Origin of the sequence: Micromonospora sp. NPDC051925 (assembly GCF_044548625.1) — a bacterium.
Lineage (GTDB): Bacteria > Actinomycetota > Actinomycetes > Mycobacteriales > Micromonosporaceae > Micromonospora.
Genome location: NZ_JBIUCH010000012.1, coordinates 169166 through 184118 on the forward strand (window position 1 = coordinate 169166; position 14953 = coordinate 184118).

At 69.1% G+C, this 14953-nt stretch carries 13 protein-coding genes; 5 read left to right on the forward strand and 8 right to left on the reverse strand.

What is annotated here, in order from left to right; all coding sequences use genetic code 11:
• From ACIG87_RS18330 to ACIG87_RS18340, 3 genes are all read right to left on the reverse strand, one after another.
• Entirely contained in the window at positions 1-378 is a 378-nt protein-coding gene (locus tag ACIG87_RS18330) for a DUF742 domain-containing protein (RefSeq protein ID WP_088643989.1), read from the reverse strand.
• 93 nt (positions 379-471) lie between these two features.
• A complete protein-coding gene (locus tag ACIG87_RS18335; RefSeq protein ID WP_013283992.1) occupies positions 472-876 on the reverse strand; it encodes a roadblock/LC7 domain-containing protein in 405 nt (134 codons plus the stop codon).
• Entirely contained in the window at positions 873-4514 is a 3642-nt protein-coding gene (locus ACIG87_RS18340) for a nitrate- and nitrite sensing domain-containing protein (protein WP_396851722.1), read from the reverse strand. The genes ACIG87_RS18335 and ACIG87_RS18340 overlap by 4 nt, the downstream gene beginning before the upstream one ends.
• Positions 4515-4791: 277 nt before the next feature.
• Here ACIG87_RS18340 and ACIG87_RS18345 point away from each other — a divergent pair, with 277 nt between their 5' ends.
• Positions 4792-5310, forward strand: a complete 519-nt coding sequence (locus ACIG87_RS18345; RefSeq protein ID WP_396851724.1) for an ATP-binding protein — start codon at positions 4792-4794, stop codon at positions 5308-5310.
• Position 5311: 1 nt separating this feature from the next.
• Here ACIG87_RS18345 and ACIG87_RS18350 read toward each other — a convergent pair whose 3' ends face one another.
• A complete protein-coding gene (locus tag ACIG87_RS18350) occupies positions 5312-6388 on the reverse strand; it encodes an adenosine deaminase (protein WP_396851725.1) in 1077 nt (358 codons plus the stop codon).
• A 77-nt stretch (positions 6389-6465) separates the two neighbouring features.
• On the opposite strand from ACIG87_RS18350, the gene ACIG87_RS18355 reads away from it, so the two are divergent.
• A complete protein-coding gene (locus tag ACIG87_RS18355; RefSeq protein ID WP_396851727.1) occupies positions 6466-7500 on the forward strand; it encodes a putative RNA methyltransferase in 1035 nt (344 codons plus the stop codon).
• Position 7501: 1 nt separating this feature from the next.
• On the opposite strand, the gene ACIG87_RS18360 is transcribed toward ACIG87_RS18355, so the two are convergent.
• The 4 genes from ACIG87_RS18360 to ACIG87_RS18375 form a co-directional block, all read right to left on the reverse strand.
• A complete protein-coding gene (locus ACIG87_RS18360; RefSeq protein ID WP_396851729.1) occupies positions 7502-8182 on the reverse strand; it encodes a DUF4272 domain-containing protein in 681 nt (226 codons plus the stop codon).
• Positions 8183-8317: 135 nt separating this feature from the next.
• On the reverse strand, positions 8318-9598 hold the full coding sequence (locus ACIG87_RS18365) for a thymidine phosphorylase (RefSeq protein WP_396851731.1): 1281 nt from the start codon (positions 9596-9598) through the stop codon (positions 8318-8320).
• Positions 9599-9686: 88 nt separating this feature from the next.
• Entirely contained in the window at positions 9687-10391 is a 705-nt protein-coding gene (locus tag ACIG87_RS18370) for a cytidine deaminase (RefSeq protein WP_396851732.1), read from the reverse strand.
• A gap of 107 nt (positions 10392-10498) precedes the next feature.
• Positions 10499-10936 (reverse strand): hypothetical protein, encoded by a 438-nt coding sequence (locus ACIG87_RS18375; protein ID WP_396851733.1) that lies wholly within the window; start codon positions 10934-10936, stop codon positions 10499-10501.
• A gap of 269 nt (positions 10937-11205) precedes the next feature.
• Between ACIG87_RS18375 and ACIG87_RS18380 the strand changes: the two genes are divergently transcribed.
• From ACIG87_RS18380 to ACIG87_RS18390, 3 genes are read left to right on the forward strand one after another with little or no spacing between them, the layout of a single operon-like run.
• The gene (locus tag ACIG87_RS18380) at positions 11206-13590 is read left to right on the forward strand and encodes a glycoside hydrolase domain-containing protein (protein ID WP_396851735.1); all 2385 of its coding nucleotides are present in this window, start codon (positions 11206-11208) and stop codon (positions 13588-13590) included.
• A gap of 18 nt (positions 13591-13608) precedes the next feature.
• Positions 13609-14025, forward strand: a complete 417-nt coding sequence (locus ACIG87_RS18385; RefSeq protein WP_396851736.1) for a hypothetical protein — start codon at positions 13609-13611, stop codon at positions 14023-14025.
• Between the two features lie 39 nt (positions 14026-14064).
• Positions 14065-14772 carry a hypothetical protein gene (locus ACIG87_RS18390; RefSeq protein WP_396851738.1) on the forward strand — a complete coding sequence of 236 codons (708 nt, stop codon included), beginning with the start codon at positions 14065-14067 and terminating at the stop codon, positions 14770-14772.
• Positions 14773-14953: the final 181 nt, after the last annotated feature.

Consider the following 14953-nt stretch of genomic DNA (forward strand, 5'->3'; position numbering starts at 1 on the left):
TCAGAGCCTGCGAAGTCCACTCAGCACCCTCTCCAGCAGTTCAGTGCCCACCGCGTCGTCCGAGTCGTCCAGGATGGTCGGCTCGTGGACCGCGACCAGGCCGTCCGTCGCCATGTCGGCGATGAGCACCCGGGCCACGCCGAGCGGGAGCTGCATCCGGGCCGCGATCTCGGCCAGCGACTGCACGCGTCCGTCACACAGCGCGGCGATGTACTGGTGCTCCCGGCCCTGACCGCCGTTGCCACCGGCAGCAGCGCGACCGCGCACCGTCGTCTCGACGAGCGCCTCCAGGGCGATGTCGAGCCGGGGACGGGTACGACCACGGGTCACGGCGTATGGACGGACCAACGCACCTGTCGGTTCGTCACGATCGACCATGTCGCCGCTCACCTCCTCCGCACCCGGCACCGGCTCTCACCCGGTGGAACCCGTCGTTGTTGTCGTCCCGTGCCGACCAAGTGGTCAGCCCGGTCAGCCCATCATTCCGACAGCCGTACGCGGCTGCGGGGTGAGCGCGTCACCCACCCGGTCGACGAGCAACGCCATCTCGTAGCCGACCTGGCCCACGTCACAGCTACGGGCGGCCAGCACGGCGAACGACGACCCGTCCGAGATGGACATCAGGAACAGGAAGCCGTTGTCCATCTCGACGACGGTCTGCAGCACCGCACCGCCCTCGAAGCAGCGGGCCGCGCCCTGGGTCAGGCTTACCAGACCGGACGCGATCGCGGCCAACTGGTCGGCCCGGTCCCGGGGCAGGTCGCGCGACGAAGCGAGGAGCAGGCCGTCGGCGGATACGGCGACCGCGTGCGCGACACCCGGCACCCGGTCGGCGAAGTTGGCCAGCAGCCAACCAAGATCCTGCGTAGTTGTCATCCTTCTTGCTCCTTCTGCCCGCTCCCGCCCGCCGGGCCGAAGCCAGACGGCGAGGATTGCTGCCCGCCCGGAGTCGCGTCCGGGTTGGTGGGGTTGTCCGAAGTGGTCCGGCCGCGTTGCACACCTCGATGGTAGGCCGAGAGCAGACCCCGCACCGCCTCCGGCGTACGCCGCTGCACCGACGTGGTCGGCTTCTCGATCGCCCCCGGCACGAGCTGCGCCATTGGCGTCCGCTTCGGCAGGCCGGTCTGGGTGGTTCCCGCCACCGGCGCCTCGGTCGCGGCTGCCGCCGCCCGCCAACCACCGTCAGCAGCAGTCTGCCACGCGGTGGACTGTGGAGCGGGGCGACGGGTCGCCGGGCCGTCGCCACGGCCGGGGAGACTCCCGTCCGCTGTCGGCCCGTTGTCGCGCGGCATGCCCCCGGCCGGTGCAGTGTCTGCCATCGGTGCGCCACCTGTCGTCCCTGGTGCGGGGTACTGGACGGTGTGACCGGCGATGTCAACGGTGGACTGCGAGGTCACGGAGCCGTTGGCCACCGGTTGCTTGGCGCCGGCCGCCTCCTCGGGGCCCGGCTTGCGGGTACGGAACCAGGCCGACTCGAGCTCCCGGAAGATCGGCAGCTCCATCGTCTCGTCCGCGTACCGCTGCTGGGGGGCCTGCTGTGGGGTCGACGGCCGGTGGTTCGCCGACGACGCCTGCCCGGCCCGCAGCGGCGGCGTCACGGACTGTCGAGGTGCCGGCGCCGCGGCCTCGGCACGCGGCAACCGGGGCAGCTCGGTGGTCATGTCCAGCGCGGCGGCGAGCCGCTCGGGGACCGGCGGGGTGGTCGCGTCCCGCTCGGGATTGGCCACCGGCGGCCAGGCCGGCGGTGCGGCGGCACCCGGTGCGCCCCCTCCCGAGGTCGGCAGGGCCGGCGGAACGCTGGGCGACCCGGAGACCGGCACGACCGAGCCCGGCTGGCCGGCGTATGGGGAGGCCGACACCGGGTAGCCCGAGGCAGGCTGACCGGACACCGGGTAGCCGGAGACGGGCTGACCGGACACCGGGTAACCCGAGGCAGGCTGGCCGGAGACCGGGTAGCCGGAGACGGGCTGGCCGGAGACCGGAGCGGCCGGGTAGTGCGGCAGCGGTGGCGCCGATACCGGCGGCACCGGCGGGGAGCTGTACGGCCGGGCCTCGGGGCTGCTCGGCAGCTGGCGCGGGATGACCGGCTGCTGACCGGTGCTGTCCGGGTCGTCGCTACTGCGCCGCTGGGGCAGCGGGTCGATCGACTGACCGTTCGTGGGACGCGGGGTGAAGCTGTCGCCGCCGTTGGTCCCGCTGGCGCCGGTGAGGTCCGACCAGGCGGGCATTCCACGCCCGCCGTTGGCGGGAGCGTCGGAACCGTTGCGCGGAGCCGGGTCGAAGGGCCGACCACCGAAGGTGACCTGGTTGCCGGACTCGCCCTGGCGGGTGGCCGGTGGCTTGCCGTTGCCGAGGGCGGGAAGCGCGCCGAAAGCCGGGGTGCCACCGGGGCCGCCGAAGGCAGGGGCCGAACCGGCACCGCCCAGGGCCGGGGCCGAACCCGGGCCGCCGAAGGCCGGGGCCGCGCCGGGGCCACCGAACTGCGAGCCGGAGTGCGGCAGGCCGGGGGTGCCCGGGGCCCGGCCGGTGAGGGCGCGGGGCACCAGCACCGAGGTGGGCAGGACGACCTCGGCCACGGTGCCCCGGTCGGTGCCGGGGCGCAGCTCGACCTTGACGCCGTGCCGGGACGCCAACCGGGCGACCACGACCAGGCCCATCATCCGGGAGACGGCCACGTCCACCTGGGGCGGGGTGGCGAGCCGCTCGTTGAGGTCGGCAAGCTGCTCGGCACTGATGCCGATGCCGCGGTCCTCGACGTAGAGCGACGCGCGGTCGCCGACCCGGCGGGCCTCGACCATCACCTGGGAGTCCGGCGGGGAGAACGCCGTCGCGTTGTCGAACAGCTCGGCGACCAGGTGGACCATGTCGTTGACCGCGTGCGCGGAGACCTCGATGTCCCGGTCGATGACCCCGAACTCGATCCGGGTGTAGTGCTCGACCTCCGACTGTGCGGCGCGCAGCACGTCGATCAGGGCGGCCGGCTCGCGCTGCACCCGGGTGGAGTCGGCACCGGCGAGGACCAGCAGGTTCTCGTCGTTGCGGCGCATCCGGGTGGCCAGGTGGTCGAGCTGGAACAACTCGGCCAGGCGGTCCGGATCTTCCTCGCCACGCTCCAGCCGGTCGAGGTGGCCGATCAGCCGGTCGACCAGGATCTGCGACCGGCGGGCGAGGTTGACGAACATCGTCGCGACCGAGGAGCGGAGCGCGGCCTGCTCGGCAGCGGTACGGACGGCCTCCAGGTGGACGGCGTTGAACGCCTCGGTCACCTGGCCGAACTCGTCCCTGCTGCGGACCGGCAGCGGCTCGGCGATCTGGTTCGCCAGCTGGGCCGGGGACTGCTGGCCGGTGAACTGCGGGTCACGTAGCCGGGCCACCGCCTGCGGCAGGCCGAACTGGGCGATCGACAGGGCACCCTGGCGCAGGTCACGCAGGGATCGAGCCATCGACCGGGCGACCAGGTAGGCGAAGAGGATCGCCAACAGCAGCATGCTGAGCAGCAGACCGGTCTCCAGGAAGACCTGACGCTGGACGTCGGAGCGCAGCTCGTCCGCCTTGGCGACGACGTCGCCGTCGAGCCGTACCTCCACGGTCCGGTTGAGCTGGGCGTACGCGACCATGGCCGCGTCCCACTGGTCGGTGCTGAAGGTCAGACCGTCCAACCTGTCGCTGTTCAGCGCGCTGACCTGACCGGCGTAGATGTCCGCCTGTCGTCGGTCCGAGCCGGAGACGGTCTGGTCCTGGAACTCGCGTTCGGTGCGGTTGGCCACCGCCTGGAAACTCTGCAGGGCCTGCTGCTCACCGGTGTTGCTGGAGATGTACAGCTCGCGCAGGGCCGGGGTGTACGCCTTCTGGAGCAGCACCTGGTGCACCGCGATCCGGCGGACGGAGGCGTACTCCTTGGCTCGGGCCATCGCGGCGGCGGCCCGCATCTGGTCGCTGAGGTCGTTGTCGCCGGCGAGCTGGGTCGCCGAGTCACGGATGGTGATCAGGTTGTTGATCAGACCGGTGTACCGGCTGACCGCCTCGCTGAGGCGGAGCTTGCCGTTGGAGACCTGACTCCGGATGCCGGGCATCTCCGTCAGGTCGCTGTCGATCCGGTCGAGCTGCGTCTCCAGAGTCGACGGCAGATCCTCGATCTCGCCGCGCTGCTGCGAGTAGGGCACCTTGGACCGGTCGACCCGCTGGCCGACCCGGTTGTACGCCTCCTGGTACTGCGCGCGGGCCTGCCCCTTGGGCGATCCGAGCAGCAGGACGGCGTTGGTGCGCTCGTCCTGGAGGGTGTTGACCAGGTCGCCGGAGTAACCCACCAGGTTGGCCAGGTCACCGGCCCGATTGGCGTTGTTGAGCGTCTGTAGGTGGTCCACCAGTCCGCTGGTGCCCACGACGACCGTGGCGATGGTCGGCACGATCATGATCAGGCCGAGCTTGGACCAGATCGGCATGTCGCGGAGCCGGCCGGCCGGCCGACGCAGACGCGACAGGAAGGAGCCCGCCGTCGTTGGCCGTTTGCTCACGTCACCGCCCTCGCGATTACAGCGTCTCCGCGTTGCCACGGGCAACGCCCAGCAACCGACCCGGCGGGTCGGACCTCCGAGATTCCATCACGCCTCCCCTGAAAGAGAAAGCCCAGGTTGTCGGTCACCGGAGGTGTGATGAGATGTTGATGCAATTTGATCGCAATCTGTCTGGCCGGAGTCACTGAAAGTAATGGAATATCGCCACCGCGTCGTCCTTCTCGCCGGCCCGTCCGGGTCCGGAAAGTCGTACATAGCCCAACGAACCGGCCTTCCCGTGCTCTGCCTGGACGACTTCTACAAGAACGGCGATGACCCTACGTTGCCGCGACAGAACGGACTGGTCGACTGGGACGCGCCCGAGTCGTGGGATGCGGGAACAGCCGTGGAAACAATTGCCCGGCTGGCCCGGCAGGGCAGGGCCGAGGTACCGGTCTATGCGATCGGCGCGGATCGACGCGTGGCCACCCGGCCATTCGAGGTCGACGGATCGCCACTCTTCATCGCCGAAGGGATTTTCGCCGCCGAGATCGTCGAGGAGTGCCGCCGACGCGGACTGCTCGCCGGGGCCTACGCGCTGCGTCGGCCGCGCGGGGCGACCTTCGTCCGCCGGCTGGCCCGGGACCTGTCCGAGCAGCGCAAGGCACCGAGGGTGCTGATCCGGCGCGGGGTGGCGCTGCTGCGCGCCGAACCGGCGGTGCTGCGTCGACAGACCGGACTCGGTGCCGAGGCGGCCCACGCCCGGGAGATCCTGCGCCGGGTGGCCGACCTGGTCGCCGGCCACCCGGACCGGTGAGTCAGCCGATCAGTTTCGCGTACGCCGGCTTGATCACCTCGTCGATGATGGTCAACCGCTCGTCGAACGGGATGAAGGCGCTCTTCATCGCGTTGACGGTGAACCACTGGAGTTCCTTCCAGCCGTAGCCGAAGTTCTCCACCAGCAGCGCCATCTCGCGTGACATCGAGGTGCCGCTCATCAATCGGTTGTCGGTGTTCACCGTGACCCGGAACCGCAGATCCCGCAGCAGCCCGATCGGGTGGTCGGCGATCGACGTCACCGCCCCGGTCTGCACGTTCGACGACGGGCACAGCTCCAGCGGAATCCGCTTGTCCCGGACGTACGCCGCCAGCCGGCCGAGCTTCGGCTCCGGACCGGGGGTGATGTCGTCCACGATCCGTACCCCGTGGCCGAGCCGGTCCGCCCCGCACCACTGGATGGCCTGCCAGATCGACGGCAACCCGAACGCCTCACCGGCGTGAATGGTGAAGTGGAAGTTCTCCCGCTGCAGGTACTCGAAGGCATCCAGGTGCCGGGTGGGCGGGAAACCCGCCTCGGCGCCGGCGATGTCGAAGCCCACCACCCCGGCATCCCGATGCCGGACGGCCAGCTCGGCGATCTCCTGCGACCGGGCGGCATGCCGCATCGCGGTGAGCAGGGTGCCGACCCGGATCGGCGTCCCCGCCGCGGCGGCCTCCGCGCTGCCCTCGACGAAGCCGGCGACGACCGCCTCGACCACCTCGTCCAGCGTGAGGTTCTGCTCCAGGTGCTGCTCGGGGGCGAACCGGACCTCGGCGTACACCACGCCGTCGGCGGCCAGGTCGAGCGCGCACTCGCGGGCCACCCGACGCAGCGCCGGGGCGGTCTGCATGACGGCGACGGTGTGCACGAACGTCTCCAGGTACCGCTCCAGCGAACCGGAGTGCGCCGCCTGAGCGAACCACCGGCCGAGCGCCTCGGGCTCGGTGCTGGGCAGTTCGTGCCCCACCTCGGCGGCCAACTCGACGACCGTCGCCGGCCGCAGGCCGCCGTCGAGGTGATCGTGCAGCAGCGCCTTCGGGACCTTGACGATGTCCTCGTATCGGATTGCGACCATCCCCCGACCCTAGTCACGCGCCCCGACGACCGCCGATCAGGCCGGCGGGACCCGCCGCGGTCACGGAACTTCGGCACATGTCGACGGTCACGCCGGCCCTGCGCCGTAGGCTGCTGCGGGTGAGCGCGCCGTACCCGTCCGAGCAGCCCGTCTACACGGCGCAGCCCGTCGACACGACACGACCCACCGCCTTGACGCGGCCCGTCGACGCGACGCACCCGTGGATCGTCGCCCGGTTGCGGTGCCCGGTCTGCGCCGAGCCGCTGGCCGCCGCCACCGACATCCGCGCGCTGCGCTGCCCCCGCCGGCACAGCTTCGACCTGGCCCGCCAGGGGTACGTCAACCTGCTCACCGGCCGCGCCCCACACGTCGGAGACACCGCCGAGATGGTCGCCGCCCGAGCCGACTTCCTGGCCGCCGGGCACTACGACGTCATCTCGTCCGCCCTGGCCGAGACGGCAGCGACCTGGCTGGCAACGGCGACCGGGGACGCGGGCCCGCCGACGGCGAGCGGGGCGACGGCGGCGGGCTTCGGGGCGTACCCGCTGGTGGTGGATGCCGGGGCGGGCACCGGCTGGCACCTCGCGGCGGTGCTGGCGGCGCTGCCCGACGCCGTCGGCCTGGCCCTGGACGTCGCCAAGCCGGCGCTGCGCCGCGCCGCCCGCGCCCACCCGCGCGCTGCCGCCGCGCTCGCCGACACCTGGCAGCGGCTGCCGCTGGCCGACCGGTCGACCGCCGTGCTGCTCAACGTCTTCGCCCCGCGCAACGGCGTCGAGTTCCGTCGGGTGCTCCATCCGGCCGGGGCGCTGCTGGTGGTCACCCCCACCGACGCGCACCTCGCCGAACTGGTCGACGTGCTCGGGCTGCTGCGGGTCGACCCGGCCAAGACCGACCGGGTCGCCGACAGCCTCGCCGGGCACTTCACGCCGGAGCAGACCACCGTGCACACCGCCCGGCTCACCCTCGGCCGAGCCGAGGTCGCCACCCTGGTCGGGATGGGGCCGAGCGCCTGGCACACCGACCCGGGACGACTCGCCGCCGCGATCGACGCGCTGCCCGCGCCGGTCACCGTGACCGCATCGGTACGACTCACCGTCTGGCGGCCCCGCTGACTCAGGTGGAGAGGTCGACCTCTTCCCAACCGGGCGGCTCATCGTGGTACGGCCCGCGCAGCATCACCGCCCACTCCAACGCCCACCGGCGCTGACCGATCGCGTTCGCGTCCACCAGACCGGGCAGCCGCCGGCCCGACTTCTCCACCTCCAGGTACGCCCAGTCCAGGCAGTAGTGCAGGTCGAGCAGGGCGGCGGCGTCCGCCGGGTGCTGCGGGGCGGCCAGGATCCGGGCCCGCCACTGGCCGAAGGTCTCCCCAGCGGCGAGGTACGGCATCCGCTCCACCAGCTGCTCGTCCACCGGAATGGTCGGGTCGAGCTGCTTGCTCAGGCCGAGCACCCAGGCCAGCGAGAAGAGCGCGTCGTGGTGCAGGACGAACGAGCGGTGGTCGCCCTTGCCGCCCATCACGAACTGCCACTCGGGCGGGGTGACCATGTCGACCAGGTGGGATTCGAGCAGCCAGCTCATCGCCGTCTGCGCCGGCATCCCGAAGCACCGGGCCAGGATCAGGTGCAGCACCGCGATGCGCGCCTCGATCTCCCCGGTGGGCCGCAGTTCGATCTCGTCGCCCGGCTCCCACACCAGGGGAAACTGGGCCGGTGGGAGGGGCAGGCGCAGCCGGGACAACTCGTCGAGGCTCGCCTCGCGGACCTCCCGGGGATCGGGGGCGGCTACCAGCACGGTCGGATTCCCTGTCTGCTCACGTCGGCGTCGCCGCCGTTCGGTCCCCCTGGCCAGGGAGAATAGCGTTCCGTGTCGGCCCGCACCAGGCCGGCCGGCCCCCAACGGTCTACCAGTCACGACCGGCTCGGCCGTTCAGCCGATCCGCTCGATGACCAGCGGCGACGTCGACGGCGCGGTGGGCGTGACCCGGACCGCCCGTGCGGCCTCGGCCCGCGCCGCCGGCAGCCGCGCCCCGTCGTCGGCGCGCAGCTCGTACAGTGGATCGCCGGCCCGTACCGGGTCGCCGGGGCGCTTGTGCAGCACCACCCCGGCGGCGGCGCTGACCGGGTCCTCCTTACGGGCCCGACCGGCCCCGAGCCGCCACGCGGCCACCCCGATCGCATAGGCGTCGACCGACTCGACGAACCCGTCGGTGTCGGCGCGGACCACCTCGACCTCGTTGGCGGTCGGCAACGGGGCGTCCGGGTCACCCCCCTGGGCGCGGATCATCGCGCGCCAGGCGTCCATCGCCCGCCCGTCGCGCAATGCGGCGGCCGGGTCGGCGTCGGGCAGCCCGGCCGCGTCGAGCATCTCCCGGGCCAGCGCCAGGGTCAGCTCCACCACGTCGGTCGGGCCACCGCCGGCCAGCACCTGCACCGACTCGGTCACCTCGACCGCGTTGCCCACGGTCAGACCGAGCGGGGTGGACATGTCGGTGAGCAGGGCGACCGTCCGCACGCCGTGCGCGTCGCCGAGCGCCACCATGGTCCGGGCCAGTTCGCGGGCGTCGGCCACGTTCTTCATGAACGCGCCGGAGCCGACCTTGACGTCGAGGACCAGCGCGCCGGTGCCCTCAGCGATCTTCTTGCTCATGATCGAACTGGCGATCAGCGGGATCGCCTCCACGGTGCCGGTGACGTCGCGCAGCGCGTACAGCTTGCGGTCGGCCGGGGCGAGCCCGTCGCCGGCCGCGCAGATCACCGCGCCGACGTCGCGCAGCTGGGCGATGAACTCCTCGTTGCTCAACGCCGCCCGCCAGCCGGGGATCGACTCCAGCTTGTCGAGTGTGCCGCCGGTGTGCCCGAGCCCTCGGCCGGAGAGCTGCGGCACCGCGCCGCCGCAGGCTGCCACCAGCGGGGTGAGCGGCAGAGTGATCTTGTCACCGACCCCGCCGGTGGAGTGCTTGTCGACGGTGGGGCGGGCCACCGCCGAGAGGTCCAGCCGCTCACCGCTGGCGATCATCGCGGCGGTCCACCGGGCGATCTCCGGCACCGTCATCCCGCGCAGCAGGATCGCCATGGCCAGCGCCGACATCTGCTCGTCGGCCACCAGCCCCCTGGTGTACGCGTCGACCACCCAGTCGATCTGGCCGTCGCTCAGCGCGTACCCGTCCCGCTTGGCCCGGATGACGTCGACCGCCGTAAATGCACTCACCGTGGGGTTCCTTCGTGTCGTTGGTGCCCAGCGCGGTACGCCCGCTGGCCTGTTGCCGCCCTCTACGCCCGTTGGTGGCCGGCGAACCTCAACCGCCCCAGCGGGTCGGGATCTCCACCGGCGGCTCGCCCTCACCGGCCCAGAAGATCGTCCCGGTGGCGTCGACCACCACCACCCGGGGCGTACGCGCCAACCCCCAGGCGACCGCCTCGACCGGGTCGTCCCAGCTCGGGGCCTCCTCCAGCACACCGGTCTCGGCACCGAGGTCGTCCCCGGCCGACCGCTCCCAGTACGCCGTCCAGACCTGCCGTCCGGCAGCGAGATCCGGGTGGACGAAGACGCTGCCCCGACCACGCCAGGCGGCCAACCGGTCCGGCACCACCGGTACCGGCGTCTCGCCGACGACCGCCTCGATGTCGGCCACGTCGAAGGCGTGCGGCAACAGCTCCGCCATCCGCAGCGGGCCGGCCTTCGACTCGACCAGGCACTCCGGGCCACCGTTCTCCCAGAGCAACTGCCGGCACCGGCCGCACGGCATCAGCGGCTCACCGGTCGCGTCGACGCAGGACATGGCGACCAGCCGCCCACCGCCGGTGGCGTGCAGCGCGGAGACCACCCCGCACTCGGCGCAGAGGGTCACGCCGTACCCGGCGTTCTCCACGTTGCAGCCGACCACCACCCGGCCGTCGTCGACCAGGGCCGCCGCGCCGACCGGGAACTTGGAGTACGGCACGTAGGCGTGCCGCATCACCTCGGTGGCGGCAGCCCGCAGACGCTCCCAGTCGATCTCCATAACTCTGATTCTGCCGCATCCAGCCAGCGAACCTCATGACACGGCCTACACGCAGCGTGAAGCGGCCGACGGAGTGCACTCCGTCGGCCGCTTCACGCTCCAAAATGTCAGTAGTACCAACCCGAGCACGTCCAGCTGCCATCCGGCACCCAGGCGGAGCCGTTGTAGTGCGCATAGTCCCAGCAGAGTCGGTGACGGTCCGCGTCACCCGAGCTGTTCGTCGTGTGGGTCGTGTTCTTAGAGCCGGTGGCACCGCTGCCCATGGTAGCGGTGTACGCCGACTCCAGATAGTAACCGTACGGCGACTTGATATGACGCTCGATCTTGACCGAATAGCCCGGCGCTGTCGCATAGGTGCTGTCAACCACTAGTTGCCCCCACCGCTCACTGCAACTGCCGTCACCGATCAGCTTCCAGCCCTTCTCCCCGGAGTCCTCGTAATGGGCGTACTGCACCGTGCTGCAGGATGCCGCGGCCGGGCCAGCGGGCAGCACGACTGCCGTGAGACCGACAACGGCCCCGATCGCGGCGAATGCGATGCTCATACGTCGACTCTGCATTGCTTTCTGCACCTTCCCAATAGTTGCCGGTCACCATGACGTGACGTAACTGAGCCAAAGACTAGGAGGTCCAGCTATCGAATTGCCACCGTGCGACCACCTCCGGCCGACTAGCGAGCGATGGGAAAGCAGTGAGCGGACGATGAAGAGCAAGGTGTAGGTTCTCGGCAACTACCGAGGGTGCTTTCACCGGAGTCGTGCGACACCACCCGGTGCCACCATTCCCCGCCACGCTTGATCGGACACAGGTGAAGATGGCAGACGCCAAGGTGCTAGAGGCCCAGAAATGGGTCAACGCCACATACCAATCCGTGCCCTACTACAACCCGTGCCCAGAAAACGGCAAGACCGGCTGGGCCACCATGTACTCCCTCACTCGGGCGCTGCAGTACGAGCTCGGGATCGAGGTCCTTTCCGATGCTTTCGGTCCCACCACCATGTCTCGGCTCACCACACTCGGCGCCATCGGCCCTGACACCAGCAACGGAAACATCGTCAACATTGTGCAGTACGCCTTGTTTTGCAAGGGCTACTGGGGCGGCCCCGGCGACGGTGTGTACGGAACCGACACGGCCTCGGCCATCGGCCAGCTCAAGGCAGATGCCGGCTTGGACGCCTCGGACACCGATGTGCAGCCGAAGGTATTCAAGTCCCTCCTGACCATGGACGCGTACGTGTTGCTCTCCGGCGGCCGACCCGAGGTTCGGGAGATCCAACGCTGGCTCAACGGCCGCTACCTCGATAAGTCGACGTTCTTCATTGTGCCGTGTGATGGTCACTACTCCCGCGATGTGCAGCAGGCACTGATGAAGGCGATCCAGTACGAGGTCGGCATCCCCCAGGATCAGGCCAACGGCAACTTCGGCCCGGGTACGCAGCAGGGCCTGCGCGATCATCCCGTCATGCAGGGCTCATCCGGGATCTTTGTCCAGTTGTTCAGCGCCGCCTGTGTCTTCAACGGCGTGGTGCTCAGCGCGACGGGCCCTTACAACACGACCTTCAAGAACGTGTTCGACGCAGCACTCGCCACCTACGTACAGGAGTTTCAGCGATTCTCCGTGCTGACCGTCAACGGGCGTGGCGACTATCAGACGTGGGCTCAACTACTCGTCTCCACCGGCGATCCAGACCGACCGGCGCACGCCTGTGACACTCGTTTCCACATCAGCGAGAGTCGCGCTCGCGCACTCGTCGCATCAGGCTACTACACGGTCGGGCGCTACCTCGACGAGGACGAGCCGAAGAACCTGGAGAAGGAAATTCAACCCGGCGAACTCAATGCCATCTTCGCCGGCGGAATGCGAATGTTCCCGATCTCCCAGTACAACGGCCGCGGGCTTGAAGATTTTACCTACTCGCAGGGCTTCGATCATGCTTTGCGCGCTCACGCGCGAGCCCTCGGCTACGGATTCAACCGGGGAACAGTGATCTACTTCGCAGTTGACTACGACGCCACGGACGAGGAGATAACTAGCAATATCGTCCCGTACTTCAGAGGCGTGCAAGCCGGACTGTCGCGCCAAGGAAAGAGATACCTTGCCGGCGTCTACGGATCGCGCAACGTGTGCTCGCGGGTCAGCGACGAGACCTACGCTCGCTATTCCTTCGTTTCAGGAATGTCGTGGGGATTCTCCGGAAATCTTGGCTTCTCAATGCCGGCAAACTGGTCATTCAACCAAATCAAGGAGTTCAGCTACACAACGGGCTCCGATTCGTTCGACCTCGATCGTAACGTCCATCGCCCTTTCAGCGACCCAGGCGTAGGTGCCGAGAATGTTGGCGTCACGGGAACGCCAATCGAGCAATTCCTCACCTATATCGACCAACTTCAGGCCACTGCCGTGGCATACGCCAGGGGCGATGCCAACCGCCTGGTCTTGGATTTCCTCCGCTACCCGACCTATGATGGCGAGAGAAGTGGCTGGAACACGCTGCTCGACACCACCGGCGTGGATCAGGAATGGCTGTCATATGCACAGGCGAACGGTCCCCAGCGAAAGCCGGTCTTCGTTGACCCCGGCTACGGAGTGGAGATCAACGTTGACCATCTAGCCGCTACGGCCTGCGGGGTCTACGCGAAGGGAAGCGGCGGGCTGACGGCAAACGCTTCCGCCGGGTGGCGGGGAGACTTTGGCGGCTGGGGTGGCGACCTGACCACCTTCTATGCCGACTGGTGGAACAACGAGGACGAGTATGCCTCGGGCTACGCCTTCTGCATGGATCGGCTCGCGAAGATCAACGTCGTGTCCTCGTTCAGCTTTGGCGACCTTGTGGAGGATGTCGACGGCTACCTGCTCGGCATGGCGCTGCGCGGAGGATCGACCGTGAAGGCCACCCTGCGTGGTCACCTCGGCGGTACCGGCTACCTCACCCGGTTTCGGCAGTTCTTCACCAGGCGTTACAACGGCAGCACCACCGACGCAACCACTGCTGCCAGGACGTTGCTCCGCGGCACGCTCGATCTCGTGACGGACGCGTTGGGGACAGCCGCTGTTCAGAAGCAGACTGCGGGCGCTCTGCCACCAAGCGCGCTACCGGCGAGCAAACTGGACCCCTTCCTCAAGGGGTACGTTGACACTCTCCAGAATCTGGTCAACCAGGACGCCGGGCTGGCGCGCCTGCGCAACGTCCAGCGTTAGGCTCGACAAGGAGCGACCGTGCTCGCCTTAGTGATCGTCCTAGTCACCGTGCCCGTTCTCGTTCTGCCGATGGCCCGCGCACTGCACAGGGTCACTCGGAAAACCTTCACGCCGGTGAGGGAATGGGCGCGCACGGCCACCTACCTCCTGATCGCGGCCGGCGAGGCGTACCTTTTCGGTCTCGTGCACATGGAGTCGTACTGGGGCGTCAGCCCAGAGGATGCGTGCGTGTCCCGTTATGGCAACTGGGACGGCATGCACGGCGACGCCCGGTACTGGCCACTCGAGCGCAAGTGCACCGAGTACATCGACATGGTTCCCAGCTACGTCAACCCCCTCATCATCATCCTACTGATCGGGGCGCTCGCCTGCGCGCTCATCATGTCGGTCTATATCATCCGGCAATGCCGCACAAGTCCTTCCACTCCGTCGTGATATCCAATCCGCCGGCAAACAGACCAGGAGTACGAACAGATGACCGATTCTGAGGTTCCCGATAGCCGGTGGCGCCGTCGCCATGTTCTTGCTGCCGGGCTGGCCGGCGTGGGTACTCTCGCCTTCGCTGGCGGGCCCCCCGCTTCAGCAGCACCACCAACCACTGTCTCCACCCGCATGCGCTGGTCACGTGCCACCTCGCAGAACGGCTGGCCCATAGTCAACTCGGACGCGACTCACCTCTATCGCGTGGAGGGGTCCAATGCCTCGGTCGCCCTGTTGATCGGTGAGGTCGCAACCATCCTGCTCTACGTGGTCCGCAGGTTTCACTACGAAATAGGCGCGGTAGCCGTGGGCGCGGTCACCGGACACCGAGAGAGTCGTCGGATCTCGACTCCATACGAGTCGGACTATCTCTCCGGTACCGCGGTCGCCATCTGGCCGGACCGTTATCCGACCGGAGCCCGCGGCGGCCTCTTCACCCACGAGGTGGCGGTCGTCCGAGACATCCTTGCTGAGTGCGAGGGCGTCGTTCGCTGGGGCGGCGACCACCCGGCTTCGCCGAAGGAGGGACACTTCCAGATCGACGTACGACCCGGCAACGGCCGTCTGTTCCGGGTCGCCGCGAAGATCGGATCCTGGAATACCACGCCAGGAGTCGGAGCGGGTACGCCCAGCGACATCTACTCTCCGCGCCGCCACAGAGCCGCGTCCGACCTCGCCAAACTACAGCAGAGACCCGCCTGACCAGGAACCTCGCCAGCGCGGTTGGCTCGTGAAGCGTGACCGGGATCGCCCGGTCACGCTTTATGGCGATAAATGCCACTTGGACCAACCAACCAAGAACCTCTCCTTCCGTTAACAGATCTTGACAGGTAGTAGCCCCCTCCCGCAGGATGACGCGAGCATGCAGTGCAACAACCGCACG

Coding starts and splice junctions, on each gene's coding strand:
- ACIG87_RS18330 (WP_088643989.1), bottom strand. CDS start 378: ATGGTCGATCGTGACGAACCGACAGGTGCGTTGGTCCGTCCATACGCC.
- ACIG87_RS18335 (WP_013283992.1), bottom strand. CDS start 876: ATGACAACTACGCAGGATCTTGGTTGGCTGCTGGCCAACTTCGCCGAC.
- ACIG87_RS18350 (WP_396851725.1), bottom strand. CDS start 6,388: ATGGTCGCAATCCGATACGAGGACATCGTCAAGGTCCCGAAGGCGCTG.
- ACIG87_RS18355 (WP_396851727.1), top strand. CDS start 6,466: ATGTCGACGGTCACGCCGGCCCTGCGCCGTAGGCTGCTGCGGGTGAGC.
- ACIG87_RS18370 (WP_396851732.1), bottom strand. CDS start 10,391: ATGGAGATCGACTGGGAGCGTCTGCGGGCTGCCGCCACCGAGGTGATG.
- ACIG87_RS18375 (WP_396851733.1), bottom strand. CDS start 10,936: ATGAGCATCGCATTCGCCGCGATCGGGGCCGTTGTCGGTCTCACGGCA.
- ACIG87_RS18380 (WP_396851735.1), top strand. CDS start 11,206: ATGGCAGACGCCAAGGTGCTAGAGGCCCAGAAATGGGTCAACGCCACA.
- ACIG87_RS18390 (WP_396851738.1), top strand. CDS start 14,065: ATGACCGATTCTGAGGTTCCCGATAGCCGGTGGCGCCGTCGCCATGTT.